This window comes from Streptomyces gelaticus, from assembly GCF_014649535.1.
GTDB classification, from domain to species: Bacteria; Actinomycetota; Actinomycetes; order Streptomycetales; family Streptomycetaceae; genus Streptomyces; species Streptomyces gelaticus.
The window spans coordinates 135,765-160,081 of sequence record NZ_BMTF01000015.1; the positions used below are offsets into that span (position 1 = coordinate 135,765).

Here is a 24,317-nt window from a genome sequence, read left to right on the forward strand (position 1 = left end):
ATGGGCGCCGGGCACGCACACAAGCTCTACCGGCACGGCCACTCGCCCGTCCACGACCTGCCGCCGCACTGCAAGATCGCCGCCGCCTTCTGCTTCGTCGTGGTCGTCGTCTCGACACCGCGCGAGTCGGTATGGGCGTTCGGGCTGTACGCGGTGCTGCTCGGCGCGGTCACCGCGCTCGCCCGCATCCCGGCGGGCTTCCTGCTCAAACGGCTGCTCATCGAGGTGCCGTTCGTCGCGTTCGCGCTGCTCATGCCGTTCGTGGTGCCCGGCGAGCAGACCCAGCTCCTCGGCCTCTCCGTCAGCGTCCCCGGCCTCTGGGGCGCCTGGAACGTCCTCGCCAAGGGCACCCTCGGCGTCGCCGCGTCCGTGCTCCTCGCCTCCACCACCGAACTGCGCGCGCTGCTGCTCGGCCTCCAGCGGCTCAAACTGCCGCCGCTGCTCGTCCAGATCGCCTCCTTCATGATCCGGTACGGCGACGTGATCACCGACGAGATGCGCCGGATGTCGATCGCCCGCCGCTCCCGGGGCTTCGAGGCGCGCGGCGTGCGGCAGTGGGGTGTCCTGGCCAAGTCGGCGGGCGCGCTCTTCATCAGGTCGTACGAGCGCGGCGAACGCGTCCACCTCGCCATGGTCAGCCGCGGCTACGCCGGTGCCATGCCGGTGATCGACGAGGTGACGGCCTCCCGGACCCAGTGGGTCCACGCAGCCGTACTCCCCGTGCTCGCCCTCGCCGTCTGTCTGCTGGGATGGACCCTATGAGCCAGCCCACCGCCCCCGCGCCGTCCCTGGAAGTCAACGGCCTCGCCTACGCCTACCCCGACGGCCACCAGGCGCTCTTCGGGGTGGACCTCACGGTCGGCCGGGGCGAGCGGGTCGCCCTGCTCGGCCCCAACGGCGCCGGCAAGACCACCCTCGTGCTCCACCTCAACGGCATCCTCGACGCCGGCGCGGGCACCGTCCGGGTCGCGGGTCTCCCCGTCGAGAAGCGCAATCTCGCCGAGATCCGCCGCCGCGTCGGCATCGTCTTCCAGGACCCCGACGACCAGCTCTTCATGCCTACCGTCCGCGAGGACGTCGCCTTCGGCCCCGCCGCCTGTGGGCTGCGCGGCGCCGAACTGGAGGAACGCGTCACCGAGGCCCTGAAGCAGGTCGGCATGGAGGAGTACGCGAACCGGCCGCCGCACCACCTCTCCTTCGGCCAGCGCCGCCGCGTCGCCGTGGCCACCGTCCTCGCCATGCGACCGGAGATCCTCGTCCTGGACGAGCCGTCCTCCAACCTCGACCCGGCCTCGCGGCGCGAACTCGCCGACATCCTGCGGTCCCTGGACGTCACCGTGCTCATGGTCACGCACGATCTCCCCTACGCACTGGAGCTCTGCCCGCGCGCGGTGATCCTCAGCGAGGGCGTCATCGCCGCCGACGACCGCACCCAGGACCTGCTCTGCGACGAGAAGCTGATGCGGGCCCACCGCCTGGAGCTGCCCTTCGGCTTCGACCCGCGCTCGGTGACGCCGGCCATTCCGCGACTGTGAGCGTTTTCGCGTCCGTTGACGTTCCGCGACTGCGAACATGAGGTGACCCGCCACACCCGCCACCTGCGACGGGATGCACCATGGGGGGATGAGCGGGAGCGCAGGAGCAGGCGTGGACGTACGGGGCACGGTGGCGGCCGGATTCGAGCCGGTCCGGGATGCCTTCATCCGTAACTTCGAGCAGCGCGGCGAACGCGGCGCCGCCGTCACGGTCTACCGGGACGGGCAGAAGGTCGTCGACCTCTGGGCCGGTACGAGAGACGTCGACGGCGCCGAACCATGGGCCGTGGACACCGTGCAGATCGTCCGCTCGGCGGGCAAGGGCATCGCCGCCGCCGTACCGCTGCTGCTGCACCAGCGCGGCCAGGTCGACCTCGACGCCCCGGTCGGCACGTACTGGCCCGAGTTCAAGGCGGCCGGCAAGGAACGCGTGCTCGTCCGCCACCTCCTGTCCCACCGGGCCGGGCTCACCGCGCTCGACCGCCCGCTGACCCCCTCCGAGGCGGCCGACGGGATCTCCGGTCCACAGGCCGTCGCCGCGCAGCGGCCCCAGTGGGAACCCGGCACCGACCACGGCTACCACGCCCAGACCTACAGCTGGCTCATCGGCGAACTGGTGCGCCGGGTCACCGGCCGCACCGTCGGCCGCTGGATCGCCGAGGAGATCGCCCGCCCGCTCGGCCTGGACTTCTGGTTCGGCCTCCCGGCGGACGAGGCGCACCGGGTCGGCCGGATCGGGCCCGTCGAGCCGCCCGCCGTCGCGGGCAACGGCGGCACCCTGAAGGTGCGGCCCAAGCGGTCCGTCGCCGAGGCGTACCGCGACCCGCAGTCCCTCACCCGCCGCGCCTTCGGCGCCATCGACCCGCTCCCCGACGAGAACGACCCCGGCTACCGGGCGGCCGAACTCCCCGCTTCCAACGGCATCGCCACCGCCCGTGCGCTGGCCCGTTGTTACGCCGCGATGATCGGTCCGGTCGACGGGCACCGCCTGTTCGCCCCGGCCACCCTCACCCTCGCCCGCACCGAGGAGTCCGCGGGGCCCGACCGGGTCCTGGTCGTCAACACCCGGTTCGGCCTGGGGTACATGCTGCACGGCCCGGCGTCCCCGCTGCTCGCCCCCGGTTCGTTCGGTCACCCCGGCCGGGGTGGCTCGCTCGGCTTCGCCGACCCCGAATCCGGCATCGCACTGGGCTATGTGACGAACGGTCTGCAGAAGGGAGTCACCGCCGACCCCCGTGCCCAGGCACTGGTCAGGGCAGTACGGTCGGCGCTATGACTCCTCCTCACTCTGCTGGTTCACGGTTCGACGGATACGGCGTGCTCATCACCGGGGCGGGCCAGGGCATCGGCGCTGCCACGGCCCGCCGGCTGGCCGCGGAGGGCGCGCGCGTCCTGGTCACCGACCTGGACGGGGACCGCGCCGAGAAGGCCGCCGCGGCGATACGCGGGACGGGCGGGGCCGCCGAGGCTCTCGCCTGCGACGTGGCCGACCGGGCGGCCGTCGAGGCGGCGGTGGCCCACGCGGTCGCCGCCTTCGGCTCCCTCGACGTGCTGGTCAACAACGCGTACTCCTGCACCAGGGACGTCCCGCTCTTCGAGGACGAGCCCGACGAGGCCTGGCAGCGCGACCTGGACGTCACCCTCACCGGCCCGTACCGCTGCGCCCGAGCGGCCCTCCCGCACCTGGTGGCCTCCGGCCGGGGCGCGATCGTCAACATCGGCTCGGTCAACGGCGAACAGGACTTCGGCAACCACGGCTACAGCGCGGCCAAGGCGGGCCTGGCCAGTCTCACCCGCACCCTCGCGGGCCACGCGGGACCGCGCGGCGTACGCGTCAACCTGGTGGCGCCCGGCACGATCCGCACGGACGCCTGGGCGGGCCGGGACGCGGAACTGTCCCGGGTGAGCGGCCTCTACCCGCTCGGCCGGGTCGGCGAGCCGGAGGACATCGCGTCCGCCGTCGCCTTCCTCGCCTCGCGCGACGCGGCCTGGATCACGGGGACGACGCTGCGTGTGGACGGCGGGCTGACGGCCGTCAACTACGGCTTCCAGCAGGCGGTTTCGGAACAGTGACCCGGCGCGTGGCCGACGCATGCGCCCCGCCCGCCCCGTGGTCACCGTGCGTGAGGCCATTCACCTCCGATACCGCTGCGCCACTGCCGCGAAGGCGGCCTTGGGTTCCCATTCCGTGTCGGGGTAGGTCTGCCCCCGCCGCCCTTCGAGGAGTTTGACGATGCCCAGGCCGGCCCGGTCCAAGTCGTCCCTGGGGTCGCCGTCCGGGCGGTGCGGGTAACCAGGCAGGGCGAACAGGAACACGAACGCGCTGTTCACGCCCTCGGTCTCGAAGATCTCCAGCAGTTCGCTCAGATACGCGGCCTGGCCGGCCTCGTCGCGCTCGTACATGCCGTCCAGCCGTACAGGGGCCTTGGTCTCCGGGTCGTACTCGACCACTTCCAGCACCCGCCCACCGCGGTCTCCCGCGCCGCGGTAGGCCGCGGTGCCGAACCCGGTGATGGCGAGCGGCTTCGGGCCTCGGGCCAGGGTGCGTACCGCGTCCCGGAACCGGTCGGCGACCTCGGCGGAGCGGATCAGCTCGTACGTCACGAAGTCGAAGGGAGTCCAGTCGACCTGCTCGAACTGGATGGACGCGTAGGTGAGCTCGCCCTGGAAGCGCTCGCGGACCGTGGCCGCGGCGTCGCGGAGGAATGCGTTGATGCGCACGCCGAGCCCGCGCATCGCTTCGGCCCGCTGTTCGGGCCGGCCCATCAGCTGCTCGACCCGTTCCTCGGGGCTCTCTCCGGGCAGGAACCCACGGCTCATCACGCTCAGCTCCACACCTGCGACGAACACGACCTCGGCGCCGTTGCGCCGGAGCCGTTCCGCCCGCTCGGCGCAGTCGCGGAAGAGTGTGAGGATCTGCTCCGGGTCCAGCTCCAGCGGATAGGGCGAGAACCAGACCTCCAGCCCGAGCTCGGCGGCGGCGCCGGCGGCCAGCTCCAGTCGGTCCGGGTCGCCGCCGATGATCTGGACCGCGTTGCAGTGCAGGTCGTCGCGGATGATGGCGAGTTCGCGCCGGACGACCTCCGGGTCGAAGTTCTCGCGGGATATCCGACCGTGCACGACAAACCCGGTGTCGTAGGTCATTCCTCTTGCTCGCACGGTGCCGCCCTCTCTGTCGGTCTCGGTCGGATCGAGGCTGACAGGAAACATGCGTGCACGCAAGTTTGCGTGCACGCAGTTCTGTGTGGCACGCTGACACCGTGACGACACCACCACCAGGTCTGCGGGAGCGGAAGAAGCAGGCCACGCGCGAGGCGCTGCGCGAGGCGGCCCTGCGCCTGGCCGTGGAGCGCGGACCGGACCATGTGCGGGTCGAGGACATCGCCGAGGCAGCCGGAGTCTCGCCGCGCACCTACAACAACTACTTCGCCAGCCGCGAGCAGGCGATCGTCGCCGCCGTCACCGCGGACCGGGAGGCGCGGATCGCGGCGGTGGTCGCCGCCCGGCCCGCAGGGGTGCGCCTGGCTGACGCCGTCACCGAAGCAGTGGTCGAGCAGTACACGAACACCGGTGAGCGCGAACACGAGGCGCTGCTGCTGATCACCACCCGGACCGCGTTGCGCGACGCGTTCCTCGACGCCACCGCCGGCATCGAGCCCCCTCTCACGGTGGTGATCGCCGAACGCCTCGGTGACGCCGGAGCGCACACGGCCCGCGTTCTCGCGGCGAGCGTGGCCGCGGCCGTTCGCATCGCGTTGGAAGGCTGGCTCCGGCCGGCCGGGAACGCAGGGGCCGCCGAGGGTTTCGGTGCCGGAGGGCTGGTCGTGCCCTCCGGCTCACTGCCCGACCGGCTCCGCGCGGCGCTGGCCCCGCTCGCGCCCGCGTTCGACGCTGCCGAGCGACGCACCCAGCCGTGAGGTCGACCCGACCGAGGCCGTGGATGACGCTGTGTCAGATCATGATCTGTGGCTGGAGCACTAGCCGTTGGCCACGGGGGTGTCGTTGACCGCGCTGCGCCACAGCCGGTCGGAGCTGGGCTGTGCGATGTTCAGGTAGAGGGTGTCCCAGCTGCCGTCGTGGTACCTGTTCAGGCTGAGGGCGAGCTTCTTGTCGACCACGGGCCGGTACATCCACCAGCCCGTGTAGCTGTCACCGACCTTTTCGGGGTAGATGCTCCACTTCTGCAGCCGCGAGCCGTCACAGGTGCGGACGACGACCGTGGTCCCTCGCTGCGGCGTCGCGGCACTGGGCTGGAGGCACTTGTTCGCGGCCTCGTTCCTGAGGACGACCGTGTAGGTGTTGGGGGCGTCCGCCTGCCAGGCGGATACGTCACGCTCCCACCGCTCGGTGCTGTAGTTCCATCCGGGGTCGCGCAGGGTGATGGCGGTGGCGCCTTCGCCGGTGCTGTTGCTGAGCAACGCCAGTCGGCTCCCGTCCATCTTGTTGATCAGGTCGGTGTTGGGGGTGGGGGCGGCAGAGGCCGGTGCCGCGCCGGCCGCCGCGACGGCAGTCGCAGTGAGAAGGGCCGCGGCGAGAACCCTTGCAGGATGATTGCGCTTGGACATGGAGAGGTGTCCCTTTCGGTGCATGGACGTCTCGGTGCATGGACGTCCGCGGGTGCGAGACGTGCGCATCCAAGCAGTCCGGTATCCCGCAGAAACGATCAAGCTCGGGTGCACCGGCGCCTTTTCACTCCATCGGTTCTTTCCCGCCCGGAACGCCTTGCACAACGGTCGCAGGCTCGGTAACCAGATGCGTCGCACCGCTCAACTCGCGTGCAGCATCAGCCCGATGCCAACCACCATCAGCCCGGCCGCCGCGATGCGCGGTGCGCCGAACCGCTCCTTGAAGAACAGCGTCCCGATGGCCGCTCCGACGATGATCGACGACTCGCGCAGGGCCGCGATCGGGGCCAGCGCCGCCCGCGTCTGGGCCCACAGGACGAGGCCGTACGCGGTCACCGACAGGGCCGCGCCCAGCAGCCCGCGGGCGGCGTACGGCTTCAGCTGTGCGACGAGTTCGCCCCGGCGCCGGTACAGCGCGCAGGCGGGGATGGCCAGCCCCTCCAGGATCATCAGCCAGGCGATGTAGCCGAGCGGGCTGCCGGAGGCGCGTACTCCGACGCCGTCCACCGTGGTGTACGCGGCGATGGCCAGGCCGGTCGCGAGGGCGGCGAGCAGGGCCGGCCAGTCCGGGCGGCGGCCCGAGCCCCGGATGCCCCAGAGGGCCAGCCCGACGAGCCCCGCCGAGGCCACCGTGACCCCGGCGGTGGCCCAGCGGTCCGGGCGCTCGCCGACGAAGACCGCGGCGAGGACCGTCACCACCAGCGGCGCCGTACCCCGGGCGATCGGGTACATCTGCCCGAAGTCGCCCAGGGTGAACGACCGCATCAGCAGCAGCATGTACGCCACATGGAGAGCGGCCGAGACCAGCAGATACGGCCAGGCCGCGGCCGCCGGGAACGGCACGAGGAGAGCGCCCGACGCGCCGATCAGCAGCCCGCCGCCGGAGATCAGGGTGAAGGAGAGGAGCTGGTCCTTGATCGCGTGCGCGATCGCGTTCCAACTGGCGTGCGTGACCGCCGCGATCAGGACCGCGAACGCGACCAGCGGTGTCAATTCGACTGCTCGCGCACGTCCACCACGATTCCGCCGGCGTGCCCGATCAGCGACTTGGGGTCGAGCGGGAAGACGGTGTGCGGGGTGCCCGCCGCCGCCCACACCACGTCGTGGTCCAGCAGCCCGCGGTCGGCCAGCACCCGGGTCCTCGTACGGTGCCCGAAGGGCGGTACGCCGCCGATCGCGTACCCGGTCGTCTCCCGGACCAGTTCGGCCCCGGCCCGCTTGACCTTCCCGGCGCCCAGCTCCGCGCGTACGAGCTCCACATCGACGCGCGAGGAGCCGTCCATCAGGACCAGCACGGGGACCCCGTCGGCCTCGAAGATCAGCGACTTGGCGATCTCGCTGAGCTCGCAGCCGATCGCGGCGGCGGCCTCGGCGGCGGTACGGGTGGCCTCGGGGAACCGGCGGACCTCGACATCGAGTCCCAGCTCCCGCAGGGCCTCGGCGAATCGGGGGTGGGCTTCGGCGGCGGTGGTGGCGTCAGGAGTGCTCATGCCCCCGCACGCTAGCGAACCCCGCACGGAGCACGCGACGTGATTCCACGGGCCGTGTCTCACGGTCCTGCGCGCAGCACCGCCGCGACCACCGGGCCCGCCGCGTCGCCGCCGTGGCCGCCGGACTGGACCACCGCGGCGGCGGCCAGGTCGTTGCTGAAGCCGGTGAACCAGCTGTTGGACGTGGTCTGTCCGTCCACCTCCGCCGAGCCGGTCTTGGCGCCCTTGTCGCCGCCGACCGACGCCATCGCGGCCTTGCCGGTGCCCCAACTCGCGGTCTGGCGCATCATGTCGGTGAGCTGCTGCGAGACGTACGGGGGCAGTGAGCGGGAAGCGGTGGCGATCGGCCGCCCGTCGAGCTCCTGGGACACGATGACCGGCTGGCGGAAGGTGCCGGTCCTCGCGGTGGCGGTGATGGACGCCATGTTGAGGGCGTTCATCTGGACCGTGCCCTGGCCGATGTACTGCGCTGCCGCCTCGCCCTGGGTCTCCTCGGGCACGCTGCCGTCGAAGGACACGACGCCGGTCTGCCAGTCCAGGCCGATCCCGAAGACCTCGCGGGCCTCCTTGGCGAGCGCCGCGTCGTCCTTCGTGTCGTCGATCAGCTTGATGAAGGCCGTGTTGCAGGAGCGCGCGAAGCTGGTCGTCAGGGTGCCGGCCGGAATGGAGAAGCCGTCCAGGTTCTTGAAGGTGCGGCCGTAGTACGTCGCGGTCGGCGGGCACTCGATCTTCTGGCCGGACGACGCCAGGCCCTTCTCGATCAGCATCGCCGCGGTCACGATCTTCAGCGTCGAACCGGGCGCCTGCTTGCCCTGCATCGCCGCGTTGAAACCGGTGGCGGGATTGTTGGCGACCGCGCGGATCGCGCCGGTGGACGGCTGGACCGCGACCACCGAGGCCTGGCTGTACTTCTTCACGGCCGCCTCGGCCGCCGCCTGGGCGCCGGCGTCCAGGGTGGTCCGCAGCTCGCCCGGCCTGCCCTTGGTGAGGGTCAGCAGGGTCTTGTCCGGGCTGCCCGCGTCCGCGCTCTCGATCCGGGTCTCGATGCCCGCGGTGCCGCCGGCCTTCTCGCCGTACTTCTCGCGCAGTGCGTCCAGGATCGGGCCCAGGGAGGGGTACTTCTCCTTGGTGAGCTCCTTGCCGCTGTGGTCGAGGGCCTCGATCGACGGGGCCGCCGCCTCGCCCGTTCTGAGCGACGCGCCGTCCGTCAGGTCCGGGTGGATCACGGTGGGGGACCAGTCCACCAGGGGCCTGCCGGTGGTCAGTCCGCGCACCACGCTCAGCTCGGAGGAGTACGACCAGGGCTTGGACCTGCCCTCGAAGGAGACGGTCGCCCGCACCGTGTACGGCACCTTCGAGCCGACCGCGGGGCCCGGGGTGATCACCGCCTCGGTGACATGGGCGCTCTCGCGATAGCCCGTGAGGGCCGCTTCGGCCTCGGCCGCGTTGTTGGTGAGCTGGGACGCGGTGTCCGGGTCGCCGCTCGCCCAGGCCTTCAGGAACTCCTTCGACGCCTCGTCGATCTCCGCCTCGGTGACCGGGCCCGTCCTCACCTCGGCGGAGGTGGGCTTGCCGTCCGTACCGCCGCCCCCGCCGCCCAGTCCGTCCAGGACGTTGTACGCCCCGTAGCCCACCCCGCCGACCACGACCGCGAACACTCCGCCGACTATCGCAACCTTCGCTCCACTGCGCATGCCTGCAGTCCCCCTCCCCAGGAGCCCCCTTGAACGCGTTCAAGGGGATGCTGCTGCGCACCCTACGGGACGGTGATGAGGGCCGGGACAGTTGTTATCGGAACGCGATATGTGCGGCGTGAGCACGTCGATCCGGACACACCCGGACGACGCGCTCCCGTCAGATCCAGGTGTCCAGCCACATCCGGTCCCGCCACGACCCGTCCGGAATCGGTGTGCCCGTGTAGATCGGCCAGAAGTAGATGAAGTTCCAGATGATCAGCAGGACCAGGACGCCCGCCGCGATCGCGCCCAGCGTCCGCCGGCGCTCCCCCGAGGGATCGCCGCTCATCAGGCCCAGCTCCCGTTTCGTCCCCGTCCCGGCCGCCGGGCCCAGCATCGCGCCGATCATCATCGTCACCGCCAGACACAGGAACGGCACGAACACGACCGCGTAGAAGAGGAAGATCGTCCGCTCCTGGTAGAAGAACCAGGGCAGCCAGCCCGCGGCGACCCCGCAGGCGATCGCGCCCGCCCGCCAGTCGCGTCGGAAGAACCACCGCCACAGCACGTACACCAGGGCGAAGCACGCCGCCCACCACAGCAGCGGCGTCCCGATCGCCAGCACCTCGCGCGCGCACTTGCCGGTCTCCGACGCCTTGCAGCCCGACTCCTCCTCCCAGAAGTACGAGACGGGCCGGCCGAGCACGATCCAGCTCCAGGGATTGGACTGGTACGTGTGACCGGACGTCAGGTGCACATGGAATTCGTAGACCTGGTACTCGTAGTGCCACAGGCTGCGCAGCCAGTCCGGCAGCCACGTCCAGTTCCCGCCCCGGCCGTCGGTCTGCGCCCAGTTGCGGTAGTAGCCCTTGCCGGTGACGATCCAGCCGGTCCACGAGACCAGGTACGTGAGGATCGCGACCGGGACCGTCGAGACGAAGGCCGGCAGCAGGTCCCGCTTCAGCACCGCCAGATACGGATGGACCGCGCCCGCGGTGCGCCGGGCGCCCGCATCCCACAGCACCGTCATCAGCCCGAACGCGGCCAGGATGTACAGGCCGTTCCACTTGGTGGCGAAGGCCAGCCCCAGCATCAGGCCCGCGGTGATCCGCCACGGACGCCAGCCGAGCCGCAGCCGCTCCGCGATCTCCGCGTCGGGGCGCAGCACCCCCTCCTCGTCGACCGGCAGCGCCGCGGCGAATCTGCGCCGCGCCCAGTCGCGGTCGATCAGGAGCGCGCCGAACGCCGCCAGCACGAAGAACATCAGCACCAGGTCGAGCAGCGCGGTGCGGCTCATCACGAAGTGCAGACCGTCGACGGCGAGCAGGGTGCCCGCCAGGCAGCCCAGGAACGTCGAGCGGAACAGCCGCCGGCCGATCCGGCACAGCATCAGCACCGACAGCGTGCCGAGCACCGCCACCATGAACCGCCAGCCGAACGGCGTGAACCCGAAGAAGTGCTCACCGAGCCCGATGATCCACTTGCCGACCGGCGGGTGCACCACATAGCCCGGCTCCACCGGGACGTGCACCTTCGACGGGTCCTGGAGGATGAGTTTGTCGATGTCCTTGGGCCAGTCGCCCTCGTACCCCTGGTTGATCAGGGCCCAGGAGTCCTTGGCGTAGTACGTCTCGTCGAATATCAGCGCGTGCGGGCTGCCCAGATTCCAGAACCGCAGCACCCCGGCGACCAGCGCCACCAGCAGCGGACCGCCCCAGGCCGCCCACCGCGCCAGCCGCCCGGCCATCGGCGGGGAGATCCCGAGCACCGCCCACAGCTGGGCGCCGGGCCGGGTGTACGGCGGGACGAGCCGCTCGCGCAGCCCGATCCCGGGCCGGGGCGAATGGCCGAAGCGGCGCAGCCGCTGCTGCCAGGAGGTCGGTTCTTCGCCGTGCGGTTCCCCGGCGTCTTGGCCCGGCCGGGCTTCGGGCGCTGTACTCGTCACCGCGCCATCGTAGGGAACGCATCTGTGCGAGTGGCCTTCCCGGCAAGCCTTGCCCCGTCGCGCCGCCCAGCACGCACGCTTTCGTCCGCCTTGTGCTCGTACGCACCGGACGACGCTCCTTCCGGGCAAGCATTGCCGGTCACGGCACCAGCACCGTCGCCCGTGCTGGGAGGATGGCTCCGTGACTGGAACGACTGGAACGCTGGTACTCGCAGGAACCCCCATCGGCGACGTGGCGGACGCCCCGCCGCGCCTCGCCGCCGAGCTGGAGACGGCGGACGTGGTCGCCGCCGAGGACACCCGGCGGCTGCGCCGCCTCACGCAGGCGCTCGGCATCCACACCACGGGGCGGGTCGTCTCCTACTTCGAGGGCAACGAGTCGGCCCGTACGCCCGAACTCGTCGAGGCGCTGACCGGCGGCGCCCGTGTCCTGCTGGTCACGGACGCCGGGATGCCGTCCGTCTCCGACCCCGGTTACCGGCTCGTGGCCGCCGCCGTGGAGAAGGACATCAAGGTCACCGCGGTCCCCGGCCCGTCCGCCGTGCTGACGGCGCTCGCCCTGTCCGCGCTGCCCGTCGACCGTTTCTGCTTCGAGGGCTTTCTGCCCCGCAAGGCGGGCGAACGGCTCGGCCGGCTGCGCGAGGTGGCCGACGAGCGCCGCACCATGGTCTTCTTCGAGGCCCCGCACCGGCTCGACGACACCCTCGCCGCGATGGCCGAGGTCTTCGGCGCCGACCGCAGGGCCGCCGTGTGCCGGGAGCTGACCAAGACGTACGAGGAAGTGAAGCGCGGCCCGCTGGGCGAGCTGGCGGCCTGGGCGGCCGAAGGGGTGCGCGGCGAGATCACCGTCGTCGTCGAGGGCGCGGCCGAATCCGGGCCCGAGGAACTGGACGCCGAGGAACTGGTGCGCAGGGTGCGGGTGCGCGAGGAGGCGGGGGAGCGGCGCAAGGAGGCGATCGCGGCCGTGGCCGCCGACGCCGGGCTGCCCAAGCGCGAAGTGTTCGACGCGGTCGTCGCGGCAAAGAACGCGGCGCGAACCGGTCCAGCGGAAGGCAAAGGACCGGCGTGAAAAGCAAAGCGAGAGCCGCGTATTGGGCCTTTCTGCCACGAGCAGGCCAAAAGCGCTCCAACAGTCGACAGGGCCCGATGCGTTCCTGCCGGTAAAGGCGTCCACTGGGGCAGGGACGCATGCTCCGGAGCGATGGCCCGGAGTGCCTGTCCGGCGGACAAAGGAGCGGGCATGAGCGAGATCGCAGCAACCACCGCACACGAGGCGTACGCCTTCGCCTGCATGAGGTGCGGACACGGCTGGGAACAGGCCTACGAGATAGAGCACCACGTCGACGGTTCCGACAACGCCTTCGTCATATACAAGGCGGACGGGGAACGGGTTCCCTCCCCCCTGTCCAGGCCCAGCTGCGCGAACTGCGGCGGACACGTGATCCGGATCATGCGGGCCGGCCGGGTCTCGACCGTCCAGCAGCTGCTCCACAACTCCCGGCCGGCCCGGCCGGCGGTCCAGGACGGCGAGGGCGCGGACGCCGCTCCCGCGGGCACGGGACACCACTGGCACCTGTCCGACCTCCTGCACCCCTTCCACCGGAGGTAGGCCCACCGGTCACCGGAGGCAGGCCCGCCGGTCGAACCGCGGGCCGGGCGCACCGGCGCGGCCCTCGTACGATCGTCGTCATGAGCCGTACCGAAGCCCCGCCGCTGCCCGAACCCCTCCGGGTACCGGTCGCCGATTCGCACACCCACCTGGACATGCAGGACGCGACCGTCGAGGAGGGCCTGGCCAGGGCCGCGGCGGTCAATGTGACCACGGTGATCCAGGTGGGGTGCGACGTGCCCGGCTCCCGCTGGGCGGCCGGGATCGCCGCCGCGCACCCGAACGTGCACGCGGCGGTCGCCCTGCACCCCAACGAGGCACCGCGCATCGTGCACGGAGATCCCGACGGCACCGCGCGCCAGGGGGCGCGGGCAGCGGGGGGCACGGCGGCGCTGCACGACGCGCTCGCGGAGATCGACGCGCTGGCCGCGCTCGACCACGTACGCGGTGTCGGCGAGACCGGGCTCGATTACTTCCGTACCGGTCCCGAGGGCATCGCCGCCCAGGAGGAGTCCTTCCGGGCCCACATCGAGATCGCCAAGCGGCACGGCAAGGCGCTGGTCATCCACGACCGCGAGGCACACGCGGACGTGCTGCGCGTCCTCGCCGACGCGGGCGCCCCCGAGCGGACCGTGTTCCACTGCTACTCCGGCGATGCCGACATGGCCCGGATCTGCGCGGACGCCGGGTACTTCATGTCCTTCGCGGGCAACGTCACCTTCAAGAACGCCCAGCCGCTGCGGGACGCCCTGGCCGTCGCCCCGACGGAGCTGGTCCTGGTCGAGACGGACGCGCCGTTCCTGACGCCCGCGCCGTACCGGGGGCGGCCCAACGCGCCCTACCTCATCCCCGTCACACTGCGTGCGATGGCCGAGGTGAAGGGGATCGACGAGGACACCCTGGCGGCGGCGATCGCGGACAACACGGCACGGGCCTTCGACTACTGAGCGGCAGGGGCGGCGGGCGCGAACCGCGAGGGCCCTTACGCTTTACAGGTGAGCACCACTGAGCCCGATGCCCTCCTGGGCCCCGCAGACATCCGCGAGCTGGCCGCCGCGCTGGGCGTACGCCCGACCAAGCAACGCGGTCAGAACTTCGTCATCGACGCCAATACGGTCCGCCGGATCGTACGGACGGCTCAGGTCCGCCCGGACGACGTCGTCGTCGAGGTCGGCCCCGGGCTCGGCTCGTTGACCCTGGCGCTGCTGGAGGCGGCGGACCGGGTCGTCGCCGTCGAGATCGACGACGTGCTGGCGGGTGCGCTGCCGTCCACCGTCGCGGCCCGGATGCCGGGGCGCGCCGACCGGTTCGCCCTGGTGCACTCGGACGCGATGCTGGTCCGGGAGCTGCCCGGACCGGCGCCGACCGCGCTGGTCGCGAACCTGCCGTACAACGTCGCCGTGCCGGTCCTGCTGACCATGCTGGAGCGTTTCCCGTCCATCGAGCGCACCCTGGTCATGGTCCAGGCCGAGGTCGCCGACCGGCTGGCCGCGCGGCCGGGCAACAAGGTCTACGGCGTGCCGTCGGTGAAGGCCAACTGGTACGCGGAGGTCAAGCGGGCCGGTTCCATCGGCCGCAACGTCTTCTGGCCCGCCCCGAACGTCGACTCCGGCCTGGTCTCCCTGGTCCGGCGCACCGAGCCGATCGCGACGAAGGCGAGCCGGGCCGAGGTCTTCGCGGTCGTCGACGCGGCCTTCGCCCAGCGCCGCAAGACGCTGCGGGCGGCCCTGGCCGGCTGGGCGGGCTCCGCGCCCGCCGCCGAGGCGGCCCTGGTCGCGGCCGGGATCCCGCCGCAGGCCCGCGGCGAGTCGCTGACGGTCGAGGAGTTCGCCGCCATCGCCGAGCACAGGCCCTCCGGGGCTGCCGGGACCGAGCCCTCCGGGGCTGCCGAGAACAAGCCCTCCGGGAGTGGTGAGTGAGCGTCACCGTCCGCGTACCCGCCAAGGTCAACGTCCAGCTCGCGGTCGGTGCCCCGCGCCCCGACGGCTTCCACGACCTGGCCAATGTCTTCCTCGCCGTCGGCCTGTACGACGAGGTCACCGTCACCCCCGCCGACGGGCTGCGGATCACCTGCTCCGGCCCGGACGCCGCCCAGGTCCCGCTGGACGCGACGAACCTCGCCGCCCGCGCCGCGATCGCGCTGGCCGAGCGGCACGGCATCGCACCCGATGTGCACATCCACATCGCCAAGGACATCCCCGTCGCGGGCGGCATGGCGGGCGGAAGCGCCGACGGCGCGGCGGCGCTGCTGGCCTGCGACGCCCTCTGGTCCACCGGCGCCGGCCGGGACGAACTCCTCGCCATCTGCGCCCAGCTGGGCAGCGACGTCCCGTTCAGCCTGGTCGGCGGCGCCGCCCTCGGCACCGGGCGCGGTGAGCGGCTGACCCCGGTCGACGTGGGCGGCACCTTCCACTGGGTCTTCGCGGTCGCCGACGGCGGGCTCTCCACCCCGGCCGTCTACGGCGAGTTCGACCGGCTCACGGCGGGCACCGACGTCCCCGAGCCGGAAGCCTCCCCGGTGCTCCTGGCCGCCCTGCGCGCCGGTGACACCACCGCGCTCGCCGAGGCGCTCTCCAACGACCTCCAGCAGGCCGCGCTCTCCCTGCGCCCCTCGCTCGCCGACACCCTCGCCGCGGGCACCGCGGCCGGCGCCCTGGCCGCCCTGGTCTCGGGCTCCGGGCCGACCACCGCGTTCCTGGTGGCGGACGAGGAGTCGGCCCGCAAGGTCGCCGAGGCCCTGCTCACCTCGGGCACGTGCAGGAACGCACGGACCGCGGTCTCCCCGGCGCCGGGGGCGACGGTTCAGCGGCCGTAGTGGTAGCGGCACGAGACGATGCGTACCTCGTCCTCGACCACGCGGTAGATGAGCCGGTGTTCCTCGCTGATCCTGCGGGACCAGTAGCCGTGGAAACCATGCCGCAGGGGCTCCGGCTTGCCGATGCCCTCGTTCCCGTTGCGGACGACGTCCTGGAGCAAGGTGTTGATCCGCTTCAGGACCTTCCGGTCCTGGGTCTGCCACCACACGTAGTCCGCCCATGCGGATTCGTGCCAGATGAGCTTCATTCGAGGAGCTCCCGTACCTCGCCGCCACCGTTCTCGAGATCGTCGATTGCCGCCAGGACGCGACGCGCGTTCTCCGGGCTGCGGTACAGGTAGGCCGTCTCCTTGAGGGACTCGTACTCGTCGAGAGCCACGATCACCACGGGCTCGTGGCCGGCGCGCGTCACTATGACCTCTTCGCGGTCGTTGACGACAGCGCTCAGGGTCTCCGCGTACTTGGCGCGCGATTCCGTGTAGGTCATGGTTCGCATACTCGCCTCCCGGCATGAGTCCGCGTACAGGAAGTTGTACGTACAGAAAAATGTACGTACGAGGTGACCGGAAGGCAAGGCCGCCCGAGGAAACCCGCCCCCGGGCCCCGTACCCTGGGAAGTCGATCGATCCTTCCGGGCAGGAGTGAAATGGCCGTCAATCTGGTCAATGTCGAGCAGGTCAGCAAGGTGTACGGCACCCGTGCCCTGCTCGACGGAGTGTCCCTCGGGGTGTCCGAGGGAGACCGGATCGGTGTCGTGGGCCGCAACGGCGACGGCAAGACGACGCTCATCCGGATGCTCGCCCGGCTGGAGGAGGCTGACAGCGGACGCGTCACCCACAGCGGCGGGCTGCGGCTCGGCGTCCTCACCCAGCACGACTCGCTCGACCCGCGGGCGACCATCCGCCACGAGGTGATCGGCGATCTCGCCGACCACGAGTGGGCGGGCAGCGCCAAGATCCGCGACGTGCTCACCGGGCTCTTCGGCGGGCTGGCCCTGCCGGGCTTCGAGCACGGCCTGGACACCGTCATCGCCCCGCTCTCCGGCGGCGAGCGGCGCCGGATCGCGCTGGCCAAGCTCCTCATCGCCGAGCAGGACCTCATCGTCCTCGACGAGCCGACCAACCACCTCGACGTCGAGGGCATCTCCTGGCTGGCCGGCCATCTGCAGGCCCGCCGCTCCGCGCTCGTATGCGTCACCCACGACCGCTGGTTCCTCGACCAGGTCTGCACCCGCATGTGGGATGTCCAGCGCGGCACGGTCCACGAGTACGAGGGCGGCTACAGCGACTACGTCTTCGCACGGGCCGAGCGGGAGCGGATCGCCGCGACCGAGGAGGCCAAGCGGCAGAACCTGATGCGCAAGGAGCTGGCCTGGCTGCGCCGCGGCGCCCCCGCCCGCACCTCCAAGCCGCGCTACCGCATCGAGGCCGCCAACGAGCTGATCGCCGACGTGCCGCCGCCGCGCGACACCAGCGAGCTGATGAAGTTCGCCAACGCCCGGCTCGGCAAGACCGTCTTCGACCTGGAGGACGTGACCGTCCAGGCCGGCCCCAAGACGCTGCTCACCCACCTCACCTGGCAGCTCGGCCCCGGCGACCGGATCGGCCTGGTCGGGGTCAATGGCGCGGGCAAGACCTCGCTGCTGCGGACGCTCGCCGAGGCGGCCCGCACCCAGGGCGACGCACAGCCCGCCGCCGGGAAGGTCGTCGTCGGCAAGACCGTCAGGCTGGCCTACCTCTCCCAGGAGGTTCACGAGCTGAACCCGAACCTGCGGGTGCTCGAAGCGGTGCAGCAGGTGCGGGACCGGGTCGACCTCGGCAAGGGCCGCGAGATGACCGCGGGCCAGCTCTGCGAGCAGTTCGGCTTCTCGAAGGAGAAGCAGTGGACCCCGGTCGGCGACCTCTCGGGCGGTGAGCGGCGCCGGCTCCAGATCCTGCGCCTGCTGATGGACGAGCCGAACGTCCTCTTCCTCGACGAGCCCACCAACGACCTGGACATCGAGACCCTGACCCAGCTGGAGGACCTCCTCGACGGCTGGCCCGGATCGATGGTCGTGATCTCCCACGACCGGTTCTTCATCGAGCGGACCACGGACCGGGTGATGGCGCTGCTCGGCGACCGCACACTGCGGATGCTGCCGCGCGGGATCGACGAGTACCTGGAGCGCAGGCAGCGGATGGAGGAGGTGGCCACGCCCTCCGCCGCACCCGCCCCGGCCAAGGAGACGGTCGCACCGGTCTCGGCCCTCTCCCCGCAGGCCGCCCGCGCGGCGAAGAAGGAGCTCCAGAAGGTCGAGCGGCAACTCGACAAGATCTCCACCCGCGAGACCACGCTGCACGCACAGATCGCGGAGCACGCCACGGACTTCGAGAAGGTGGCCGGGCTCGACGCCCAGCTGCGCGAACTGGTCGCCGAGCGGGACGAGTTGGAGATGCGCTGGCTGGAACTGGCCGAGGACGCCTGACCGTTATGGCACGTCAGGTGTGACGGCCGGGGCCCGTGGGGCGGGTGATAGAAAGAAACCTTGCCCGGCGCGGAAGCCGGACCCGTCCGCACGAAGGGGGACGTGCTGATGACCCAGCCGCCCGGCCAGCAACCGCCGCAGGGAGGCTTCGGGGCTCCGTACGAACCCCAGCCCGGTTCGTACGGGCCGCCGGCCCAGCCATCCGGCCAGACCGCCGGTCCGTACGGCACGCAGCCCCCGGGCCCGTACGGCCCGCCCGCGCAGCCGCCCGGTCCGTACGGGCCGCCGCCCGCCCAGCCCGGTCCGTACAACGCTCCCGCCCAGCCCGGTCCGTACGGCGTGCCCTCGCAGCCCGGTCCCTACGGAGTGCCGTCGCCACCGCAGCCCGGTGGTCCAGCGGGCGGCGGTGGCGGAGGGTTCTTCCGGGGCAGGCGCGGGGCGGTCGTCACGGCCGCGCTCGCGGTGGTGCTGCTGGCCGGGGGTGGCGTCTGGCTGGCCACTAGCGGGGGCGGCGACGGGACGGAGCCCACGGCGAAGAAGAGCGCCACCCCCGGGCCGGACGTCTCGCCCACCGGCAGTGGCAAGTCCAAAGGCAAGGACCAGGGTCCGAGAGACCTCCGTCCGGAGGCCGACGCACTCAACGCCAAGCGCAAGCCGGGCGAGTCGAAGGTCCTCTGGCTCCAGGAGGGCGGCGTCGACCTGCCGCGCAACGGCTCGGACGTGTACGGCCCCTGGATCGTCGGCGACACCATCGTCAAGGCCATGTTCCACACGCTCTCCGGTTACTCGGTCACCGATGGCCGCCAGAAGTGGAGCCTTCGCATGCCGGCGGAGCTGTGTGCGGCGCCCTCGCAGCCCACCGCCGACGGCAAGATCGTCCTCGGGGTCAAGTCCGGCCATGGGAACCAGGCGTCCTGCGACGCGCTCCAGATGGTCGACCTCACGACCGGCAAGGCCGGCTGGCACAAGACGTACAAGCGCCTGGGCGCCTGGGACGGGCTCTCCGACGTCGCGATGGCGATCAACGGCGACACCGTGACCGTGGGGCGCACCAGCAGGACGGATGCCTTCCGGGTCGCGGACGGCAAGGCGCTCTTCGGGAAACTGCCGGGAAACTGCCAGCCGTTCGGCTTCGCGAGCGGTCCCGTGGCGATCGCCGCCACCAGCTGTCAGACGGCGGCCGACGACCACAAGGAACAGCAGGTGCAGCGGATCGACCCGGTCACCGGCAAGGTCCAGTGGACGTACCCGGTCAAGAAGGGCTGGCAGGTCGCGCAGTTCTACTCGGTGAGCCCCCTGGTCGTCTCGCTGAAGCAAGAGGACAAGTGGGCGATCGTCGTGCTCAACGAGAACGGCACCTACCGCTCCCAACTGGTCGGTGGCACCGAGGACTACGTGACGGCGTGCGACGACGACCTCATCGCCGTGAACAAGAATCTCGACAACTGCATCGGTGTCGCGGCCGACGACCGGGCGGTGTACCTGGCGACGAAGCCCGATGTGGCGGCCCGCAACCCCAGCAACAAGGTCGTGGCCTTCGATCTGGACACCGGCCGGGCCAAGTGGAAGGCCGCGGCGCCGGCCGGTCAGACGCTGATGCCGATGCGGATGGAGGGCGGCAGGCTGCTGATGTATCTGTCGGCGGCGAAGAACAAGGGCGGGGGAATCGCGTCCCTCCCGCCGACCGGTGGTACGCCGCAGATGGTGCTGCGGCACCCGGCGGCCGCCGACGACGTCGAAAGGGGCTTCTCCTCCTTCTCCCGGGTCGCCTATCGGGACGGGCGCAGTTTCCTCGTGGCCACGAGGATCAGCGGGATCGACGACGAGGCGGAGAAGACGATGAAGTCGATCGTGGCCTTCGGCAACTGACGGGTACTGAGGCGTAACGGAGGCATTACGGGGCGGTTCTCCCTTGGGAACAGGGGGTGGACCGACCCGGTGCCCGAGGTGTTGCGGGTGGTACAAAGAAGCCCCGCTCGACTGTCGTAACACCGCGGGATCCATGCCCGATTCGCTCCTTTCCGGGAAGTTCAGGGGGTTTCGGCCCCGTGGGGTTCCGCGGAATCGCGGGGGAGAACGGAACGGGTACCGGACCGCACGAAGGGGGACGTGCTGATGACCCAGCCGCCCAGCCAGCAACCGCCGCAGGGAGGCTTCGGCGCGCCGCAGGAACCGCCGCCGGGTAGTCCTCAGCCGCCCCAGGGCCCGCCGCCCGCCCAGCCGGGCTACGGCTACCCGCAGGCCCCCGGTCAGCCGCCGGGCCAGGCCCCCGGCTACGGCTACCCGCGGCAGCCGGGCCAGGCGCCCGGACCGTACGGCCAGCAGCCGGGGCCCTACGCCCAGCAGCCGGGCCCGTACGGTCAGCAGCCGGGCCCGTACGGTCAGCAGCCCGGTTACGGCCACCCGCAGCAGCAGTACCCCGGCGCACCGGCCCCCGGCGGTCCGGGCGGTGGCTCCTCCAAGCGCAAGCCCGCCCTCGTCATCGGTGCCGCGGCCGCCGCGCTCCTGGTGATCGGCGGCGGGATCTTCCTCGCCACGAGCGGGGGCGACGACGACAAGAAGCCGATCGCGAAGGAGAGCGGGGACGCCGAGCCGAGCACCTCGCCCTCCGTCAACGAGGGCAGCGGCGAGGGCGACGGCGAGGGCCGCGGCACCGGTGACGACCTCAACGCCGGGCGCAAGGCCGGCGAGGCGAAGGTCCTCTGGCTCCAGAAGAACGACATCGACCTGCCGCGCAACGGCGCCGATGTGTACGGCCCCTGGGTGGCCGGCGACACGATCGTCAAGGGCATGTACCGCTCGGTCTCCGGTTACTCGGTGGCCGACGGCAAGCAGAAGTGGACCCTCAAGCTGCCCGCCGACCTGTGCGCGGCGCCCGCGCAGACCGCGGACAACGGCAAGATCGTCATCGGGGTCAAGAACGGCACCACCGACAAGGCGGACTGCGCGGATCTCCAGATGATCGACCTCAACACCGGCAAGGCCGGCTGGAAGAAGTCGATCAAGAAGAACGGCACCTGGGACTTCCTGTCCGACATCTCGCTGGCCATCAGCGGCGACACCGTGACGGTCGGGCGCACCGGGAACTCCAACGCCTACCGGGTCAGCGACGGCAAGGAACTGTTCGGCAAGCCGTCGGGCAACTGCCAGCCGTTCGCCTTCGCCGGCGGGGCCAAGCTGATCGCCGCCTCCAACTGCCGCACCGGCGACGTCGACAATCCGCAGCACCAGATCCAGGAACTCGATCCGGCCACCGGCAAGCCCCGGTGGACGTACCAGCCCAAGCGCGGCTGGGAGATCGACCGGGTCTACTCGGTGAACCCGCTGGTGGTCTCGCTGAAGAAGGACAAGGAGTGGAGCGTCCTGTCGCTGAAGCAGAACGGAACCCTCCGCTCGGGCATCGTCAGCGACAAGGGTGACAAGTTCGCACCGGACTGCGGCAGCGCCTTCGCCATCTTCGGCAAGTCCCTCGACGGCTGCACCGGGGTCGCCGCCGACGCCAACACCTTCTACATGGCGACCGCTCCGGACTCCAGCGGCACCGCCCGTACGAACAAGGTCGTGGCGTTCGACCTGAACACCGGCAAGCCCAAGTGGAAGGCCGCGGCCCCGGCCGAGCGCACGGTGAAGCCGCTGCGCATGGAGGGCGGCAACGTGCTGCTCTACGTGGAGTCCGGCTACGAGAAGGGCGGCGGCATCGCCACCCTCGCACCGACCGGCGGCGCCCCGCGGATGCTGCTCCAGCACCCCGCGTCGACGGCCGAGATCGAGAACGACTTCTACAACTCGAAGATCGTCTACGCGGGCGGCCGTTCCTTCATCGCGAGTGGCCGGGTCAGCGCCAGGAACGACAAGGAAGAGCTGGAGACGAAGACCATGATGGCCTTCGGCAACTGACGGCTCACAAAGCCTTTCGACGGCAGTTCCCGGCCGTCGGAGCCCCACGGCCCATGACCGGCGGCGGCCGGAGTACGACCGACCGCCGCCGGTCCCGTCCCACCGACTCCCTTTCCCCAGAGGTACGTACGCCATGACGCAGCCGCCCCAGCCGCCCAACGATCCGCCCCAGGGCGGATTCGGCGCCCCGCAGGATCCCCCGCCGGGTGGATTCGGCGCCCCGACCCCGCCGCCCGCCGACCCGTTGGGCAAGCAGCCGGCCACCCCGCCCGCAGGCGGATTCGGCGCTCCGACACCACCGCCCGCGGACGCCCAGCCGCCCGCCGGGGCCCCGCAGCAGCCGGGTCCCGGGTACGGCTATCCGCAGGGTGGACAGCCGGGCTACGGCTACCCGCAGAACCAGCCCCCGCAGCCCGGTTACGGCTACCCGCAGGCACCCGTGCCCGGCAATCCGCAGCAGGGCTACGGATTCCCGCAGGGCCTGCCGCCCGGCCAGCCGCCGCTGCAGGGCTACGGCTACGCGACCACGCCGATGCAGCAGCCGCCGCAGCCGCCGCAGAACGGGAACGGCGGCAAGAAGCTCTCCACCCAGATGCAGATCATCGTCGCCGCTTCGGTCGCCGTGGTGCTGATCGTCGGGGGCGGCATCTGGTACGCCTCCTCCGGCGACGGCGACAAGAAGGACCAGGCCTCCTCGTCCAGCGGCTCCACCGAGGGCAAGGACGGCGAGAACGAGGGCGGTGCCGCCCCCGACGGCGCCGGCACGGAGAAGGCACCCGCGGACCCCAAGTCCAAGGTCGCCTTCCAGCTGCCGCTGCCGAAGGTCACCGACGTCACCAAGGTCGACGGCTCCTGGCTGACCGACAAGGCGTACGTGAAGACCGGTCTGAACGAGATCGTCGCCTACGACCCGGCCAAGGGCACCAAGCTCTGGTCCATCCCGCTGGCGGGCCAGGTCTGCGCCGCCTCGCGGCACATGTCCAAGGACTACAAGACCGCGATCGCCTTCGAGCAGAGCAAGCCGAGCAAGGCGGCCAAGTACCCGCCGTGCAACCAGGTCGGCGCGATCGACCTGAAGACCGGCAAGCTGATGTGGAGCAAGTCGGTGACCGCGGCCACCAGCGGTGACGCGGCGGTCAGGTTCGACGAGATCACCCTCAGCGGCACCACGGTCGCCGCGGGCGGAACCGAGGGCGGCGCCGCCTTCGACCTGAACACCGGCGCCGAGCGCTGGAAGCCCAAGGCCACCACCGACGGCTGCTACGACAAGGGGTACGGCGGCGGCGAGGCCCTCGCGGTGGTCCGCAAGTGCGGCACGTACGACGACCCGCAACTCGTCGTCCAGGCGCTGAACCCCACCACCGGGGCCCCGCTCTCCTCGTACAAGATGCCGCCCGGCGTCGACTACGCGAGCATCGTCTCCACCAAGCCGCTGGTCGTCGCGGCCGATGTCGGCGACACCGCCGGTGACGGCAGCGGCATCTCGGACTTCTTCTCCATCGACGCCTCCACCGGCAAGCTGCTCACCAGGATCGCGGCGGACGGCGAGAAGTACGCGGCGCGCTGTGCCTCCACCGAGGTCGAGAGCTGCAGCCAGCTGGCCGTCGGCAACAACCGGATCTACGTGCCGACCGAGGATCACGAGGGCACCGGAGAGTACGGCAACACCAACGAGATCGTCTCCTTCGACCTCACCACCGGCAAGCCGACCAGCGACCGGGCCGACGCGGGCAACCGCTACACGATGTTCCCGATCGGCATGGACGGCGGCGACATCATCGCCTACCGGGTCCCCCCGTACGACAAGGGCGGCCAGGTCGTCTCCATCGACGGCGCCACGTTCAAGCAGACGGTGCTGATGGAGAACCCGAGCGACGGGTCCATCCGGGACGCGGAGACCAGCTTCACGCCGGACTACTCCGAGTTCCGCTACCGCGACGGGCACCTGTACCTGGCCAGCACGATGGTCAGCAAGCCCCACGGCTCGCTCGACGAGAGCCGCCGACTGGTGGTCAGCTTCAGCAGGGACTGAGAACGAGCCGCATGTGCGCGGGGGTGGTGTCCGGTCTGCGGACACCACCCCCGCGCGCGTTCGGGAACTCGGGCGCCTGCCTACCCCCCGGAAAGCGATCCGTGACGGCCGACGGGCAGATCGCAACGGTGACAGTCGGGCATGACGACATGACGCACCATCAACCGGGCCTGAACGCACGCGGATTCGACGTTCCGGAGCCTTTTGGCGCTAAGGCGCCCATGGCGTC

Annotated in this window: 22 protein-coding genes; 14 read left to right on the forward strand and 8 right to left on the reverse strand. The window is 71.3% G+C overall.

Translation table 11 applies throughout. From position 1 onward, the window contains the following. The 4 genes from cbiQ (at window position 1) to IE107_RS21740 (ending at window position 3,608) form a co-directional block, all read left to right on the forward strand. A complete protein-coding gene (gene cbiQ / locus IE107_RS21725) occupies window positions 1-762 on the forward strand; it encodes a cobalt ECF transporter T component CbiQ (protein ID WP_189545506.1) in 762 nt (253 codons plus the stop codon). Beyond that, a complete protein-coding gene (locus IE107_RS21730; protein ID WP_189545507.1) occupies window positions 759-1,535 on the forward strand; it encodes an energy-coupling factor ABC transporter ATP-binding protein in 777 nt (258 codons plus the stop codon). The genes cbiQ and IE107_RS21730 overlap by 4 nt, the downstream gene beginning before the upstream one ends. A gap of 112 nt (window positions 1,536-1,647) precedes the next feature. Further along, window positions 1,648-2,811, forward strand: a complete 1,164-nt coding sequence (locus IE107_RS21735; protein WP_189545568.1) for a serine hydrolase domain-containing protein — start codon at window positions 1,648-1,650, stop codon at window positions 2,809-2,811. Next, complete coding sequence (locus IE107_RS21740; RefSeq protein WP_189545508.1) at window positions 2,808-3,608, forward strand: SDR family NAD(P)-dependent oxidoreductase; 801 nt, start codon at window positions 2,808-2,810, stop codon at window positions 3,606-3,608. The genes IE107_RS21735 and IE107_RS21740 overlap by 4 nt, the downstream gene beginning before the upstream one ends. Window positions 3,609-3,668: 60 nt before the next feature. Here IE107_RS21740 and IE107_RS21745 read toward each other — a convergent pair whose 3' ends face one another. Beyond that, window positions 3,669-4,679 (reverse strand): glycoside hydrolase family 113 protein, encoded by a 1,011-nt coding sequence (locus tag IE107_RS21745; RefSeq protein ID WP_189545509.1) that lies wholly within the window; start codon window positions 4,677-4,679, stop codon window positions 3,669-3,671. A 116-nt stretch (window positions 4,680-4,795) separates the two neighbouring features. Between IE107_RS21745 and IE107_RS21750 the strand changes: the two genes are divergently transcribed. Then, window positions 4,796-5,452: a TetR/AcrR family transcriptional regulator gene (locus tag IE107_RS21750; RefSeq protein WP_189545510.1), complete on the forward strand. Its 657-nt coding sequence runs from the start codon at window positions 4,796-4,798 to the stop codon at window positions 5,450-5,452. A 60-nt stretch (window positions 5,453-5,512) separates the two neighbouring features. Here the strand turns inward: IE107_RS21750 and IE107_RS21755 are convergent, their stop codons facing one another. From IE107_RS21755 to IE107_RS21775, 5 genes are all read right to left on the reverse strand, one after another. After that, window positions 5,513-6,100, reverse strand: a complete 588-nt coding sequence (locus tag IE107_RS21755; RefSeq protein ID WP_189545511.1) for an RICIN domain-containing protein — start codon at window positions 6,098-6,100, stop codon at window positions 5,513-5,515. A 201-nt stretch (window positions 6,101-6,301) separates the two neighbouring features. Beyond that, on the reverse strand, window positions 6,302-7,153 hold the full coding sequence (locus tag IE107_RS21760; RefSeq protein ID WP_189545512.1) for an EamA family transporter: 852 nt from the start codon (window positions 7,151-7,153) through the stop codon (window positions 6,302-6,304). Then, complete coding sequence (locus IE107_RS21765) at window positions 7,150-7,650, reverse strand: YbaK/EbsC family protein (protein ID WP_189545513.1); 501 nt, start codon at window positions 7,648-7,650, stop codon at window positions 7,150-7,152. The genes IE107_RS21760 and IE107_RS21765 overlap by 4 nt, the downstream gene beginning before the upstream one ends. A 59-nt stretch (window positions 7,651-7,709) precedes the next feature. After that, window positions 7,710-9,344, reverse strand: a complete 1,635-nt coding sequence (locus IE107_RS21770) for a penicillin-binding transpeptidase domain-containing protein (protein ID WP_189545514.1) — start codon at window positions 9,342-9,344, stop codon at window positions 7,710-7,712. A gap of 160 nt (window positions 9,345-9,504) precedes the next feature. Continuing rightward, complete coding sequence (locus tag IE107_RS21775) at window positions 9,505-11,271, reverse strand: dolichyl-phosphate-mannose--protein mannosyltransferase (RefSeq protein WP_189545515.1); 1,767 nt, start codon at window positions 11,269-11,271, stop codon at window positions 9,505-9,507. Window positions 11,272-11,452: 181 nt separating this feature from the next. Here IE107_RS21775 and rsmI point away from each other — a divergent pair, with 181 nt between their 5' ends. The 5 genes from rsmI to IE107_RS21800 all read left to right on the forward strand — a co-directional run bounded on the left by rsmI (window position 11,453) and on the right by IE107_RS21800 (window position 15,695). Further along, complete coding sequence (gene rsmI / locus IE107_RS21780; protein ID WP_189545516.1) at window positions 11,453-12,340, forward strand: 16S rRNA (cytidine(1402)-2'-O)-methyltransferase; 888 nt, start codon at window positions 11,453-11,455, stop codon at window positions 12,338-12,340. A gap of 171 nt (window positions 12,341-12,511) precedes the next feature. Beyond that, on the forward strand, window positions 12,512-12,880 hold the full coding sequence (locus IE107_RS21785; RefSeq protein WP_189545517.1) for a hypothetical protein: 369 nt from the start codon (window positions 12,512-12,514) through the stop codon (window positions 12,878-12,880). Window positions 12,881-12,960: 80 nt separating this feature from the next. Then, window positions 12,961-13,827 carry a TatD family hydrolase gene (locus IE107_RS21790; RefSeq protein ID WP_189545518.1) on the forward strand — a complete coding sequence of 289 codons (867 nt, stop codon included), beginning with the start codon at window positions 12,961-12,963 and terminating at the stop codon, window positions 13,825-13,827. Window positions 13,828-13,875: 48 nt separating this feature from the next. After that, window positions 13,876-14,799, forward strand: coding sequence for a 16S rRNA (adenine(1518)-N(6)/adenine(1519)-N(6))-dimethyltransferase RsmA (gene rsmA / locus IE107_RS21795; RefSeq protein ID WP_189545519.1), 924 nt, complete (start codon window positions 13,876-13,878; stop codon window positions 14,797-14,799). Next, entirely contained in the window at window positions 14,796-15,695 is a 900-nt protein-coding gene (locus tag IE107_RS21800; RefSeq protein ID WP_189545520.1) for a 4-(cytidine 5'-diphospho)-2-C-methyl-D-erythritol kinase, read from the forward strand. Before rsmA ends, IE107_RS21800 begins: the two co-directional genes overlap by 4 nt. On the opposite strand, the gene IE107_RS21805 is transcribed toward IE107_RS21800, so the two are convergent. After that, window positions 15,683-15,943 carry a Txe/YoeB family addiction module toxin gene (locus IE107_RS21805; protein WP_189545521.1) on the reverse strand — a complete coding sequence of 87 codons (261 nt, stop codon included), beginning with the start codon at window positions 15,941-15,943 and terminating at the stop codon, window positions 15,683-15,685. The two genes, IE107_RS21800 and IE107_RS21805, sit on opposite strands and share 13 nt — an antisense overlap. Then, window positions 15,940-16,191 carry a type II toxin-antitoxin system Phd/YefM family antitoxin gene (locus IE107_RS21810; RefSeq protein WP_189545522.1) on the reverse strand — a complete coding sequence of 84 codons (252 nt, stop codon included), beginning with the start codon at window positions 16,189-16,191 and terminating at the stop codon, window positions 15,940-15,942. Before IE107_RS21810 ends, IE107_RS21805 begins: the two co-directional genes overlap by 4 nt. A gap of 150 nt (window positions 16,192-16,341) precedes the next feature. On the opposite strand from IE107_RS21810, the gene IE107_RS21815 reads away from it, so the two are divergent. The 4 genes from IE107_RS21815 to IE107_RS21830 all read left to right on the forward strand — a co-directional run bounded on the left by IE107_RS21815 (window position 16,342) and on the right by IE107_RS21830 (window position 24,088). Next, window positions 16,342-18,159, forward strand: coding sequence for an ABC-F family ATP-binding cassette domain-containing protein (locus IE107_RS21815; protein WP_189545523.1), 1,818 nt, complete (start codon window positions 16,342-16,344; stop codon window positions 18,157-18,159). Window positions 18,160-18,267: 108 nt separating this feature from the next. Further along, window positions 18,268-20,028: an outer membrane protein assembly factor BamB family protein gene (locus IE107_RS21820; RefSeq protein ID WP_189545524.1), complete on the forward strand. Its 1,761-nt coding sequence runs from the start codon at window positions 18,268-18,270 to the stop codon at window positions 20,026-20,028. 246 nt (window positions 20,029-20,274) lie between these two features. Next, window positions 20,275-22,056 (forward strand): outer membrane protein assembly factor BamB family protein, encoded by a 1,782-nt coding sequence (locus IE107_RS21825; protein WP_189545525.1) that lies wholly within the window; start codon window positions 20,275-20,277, stop codon window positions 22,054-22,056. 133 nt (window positions 22,057-22,189) lie between these two features. Next, entirely contained in the window at window positions 22,190-24,088 is a 1,899-nt protein-coding gene (locus tag IE107_RS21830) for an outer membrane protein assembly factor BamB family protein (RefSeq protein WP_189545526.1), read from the forward strand. The last annotated feature ends 229 nt before the right edge of the window (window positions 24,089-24,317 follow it).

Coding starts and splice junctions, on each gene's coding strand:
- IE107_RS21805 (WP_189545521.1), bottom strand. CDS start 15,943: ATGAAGCTCATCTGGCACGAATCCGCATGGGCGGACTACGTGTGGTGG.
- IE107_RS21825 (WP_189545525.1), top strand. CDS start 20,275: ATGACCCAGCCGCCCAGCCAGCAACCGCCGCAGGGAGGCTTCGGCGCG.
- IE107_RS21740 (WP_189545508.1), top strand. CDS start 2,808: ATGACTCCTCCTCACTCTGCTGGTTCACGGTTCGACGGATACGGCGTG.
- IE107_RS21765 (WP_189545513.1), bottom strand. CDS start 7,650: ATGAGCACTCCTGACGCCACCACCGCCGCCGAAGCCCACCCCCGATTC.
- IE107_RS21820 (WP_189545524.1), top strand. CDS start 18,268: ATGACCCAGCCGCCCGGCCAGCAACCGCCGCAGGGAGGCTTCGGGGCT.
- IE107_RS21815 (WP_189545523.1), top strand. CDS start 16,342: ATGGCCGTCAATCTGGTCAATGTCGAGCAGGTCAGCAAGGTGTACGGC.
- IE107_RS21830 (WP_189545526.1), top strand. CDS start 22,190: ATGACGCAGCCGCCCCAGCCGCCCAACGATCCGCCCCAGGGCGGATTC.
- IE107_RS21810 (WP_189545522.1), bottom strand. CDS start 16,191: ATGCGAACCATGACCTACACGGAATCGCGCGCCAAGTACGCGGAGACC.
- IE107_RS21770 (WP_189545514.1), bottom strand. CDS start 9,344: ATGCGCAGTGGAGCGAAGGTTGCGATAGTCGGCGGAGTGTTCGCGGTC.
- IE107_RS21785 (WP_189545517.1), top strand. CDS start 12,512: ATGAGCGAGATCGCAGCAACCACCGCACACGAGGCGTACGCCTTCGCC.
- IE107_RS21790 (WP_189545518.1), top strand. CDS start 12,961: ATGAGCCGTACCGAAGCCCCGCCGCTGCCCGAACCCCTCCGGGTACCG.
- IE107_RS21755 (WP_189545511.1), bottom strand. CDS start 6,100: ATGTCCAAGCGCAATCATCCTGCAAGGGTTCTCGCCGCGGCCCTTCTC.
- cbiQ (WP_189545506.1), top strand. CDS start 1: ATGGGCGCCGGGCACGCACACAAGCTCTACCGGCACGGCCACTCGCCC.
- IE107_RS21745 (WP_189545509.1), bottom strand. CDS start 4,679: ATGACCTACGACACCGGGTTTGTCGTGCACGGTCGGATATCCCGCGAG.
- IE107_RS21730 (WP_189545507.1), top strand. CDS start 759: ATGAGCCAGCCCACCGCCCCCGCGCCGTCCCTGGAAGTCAACGGCCTC.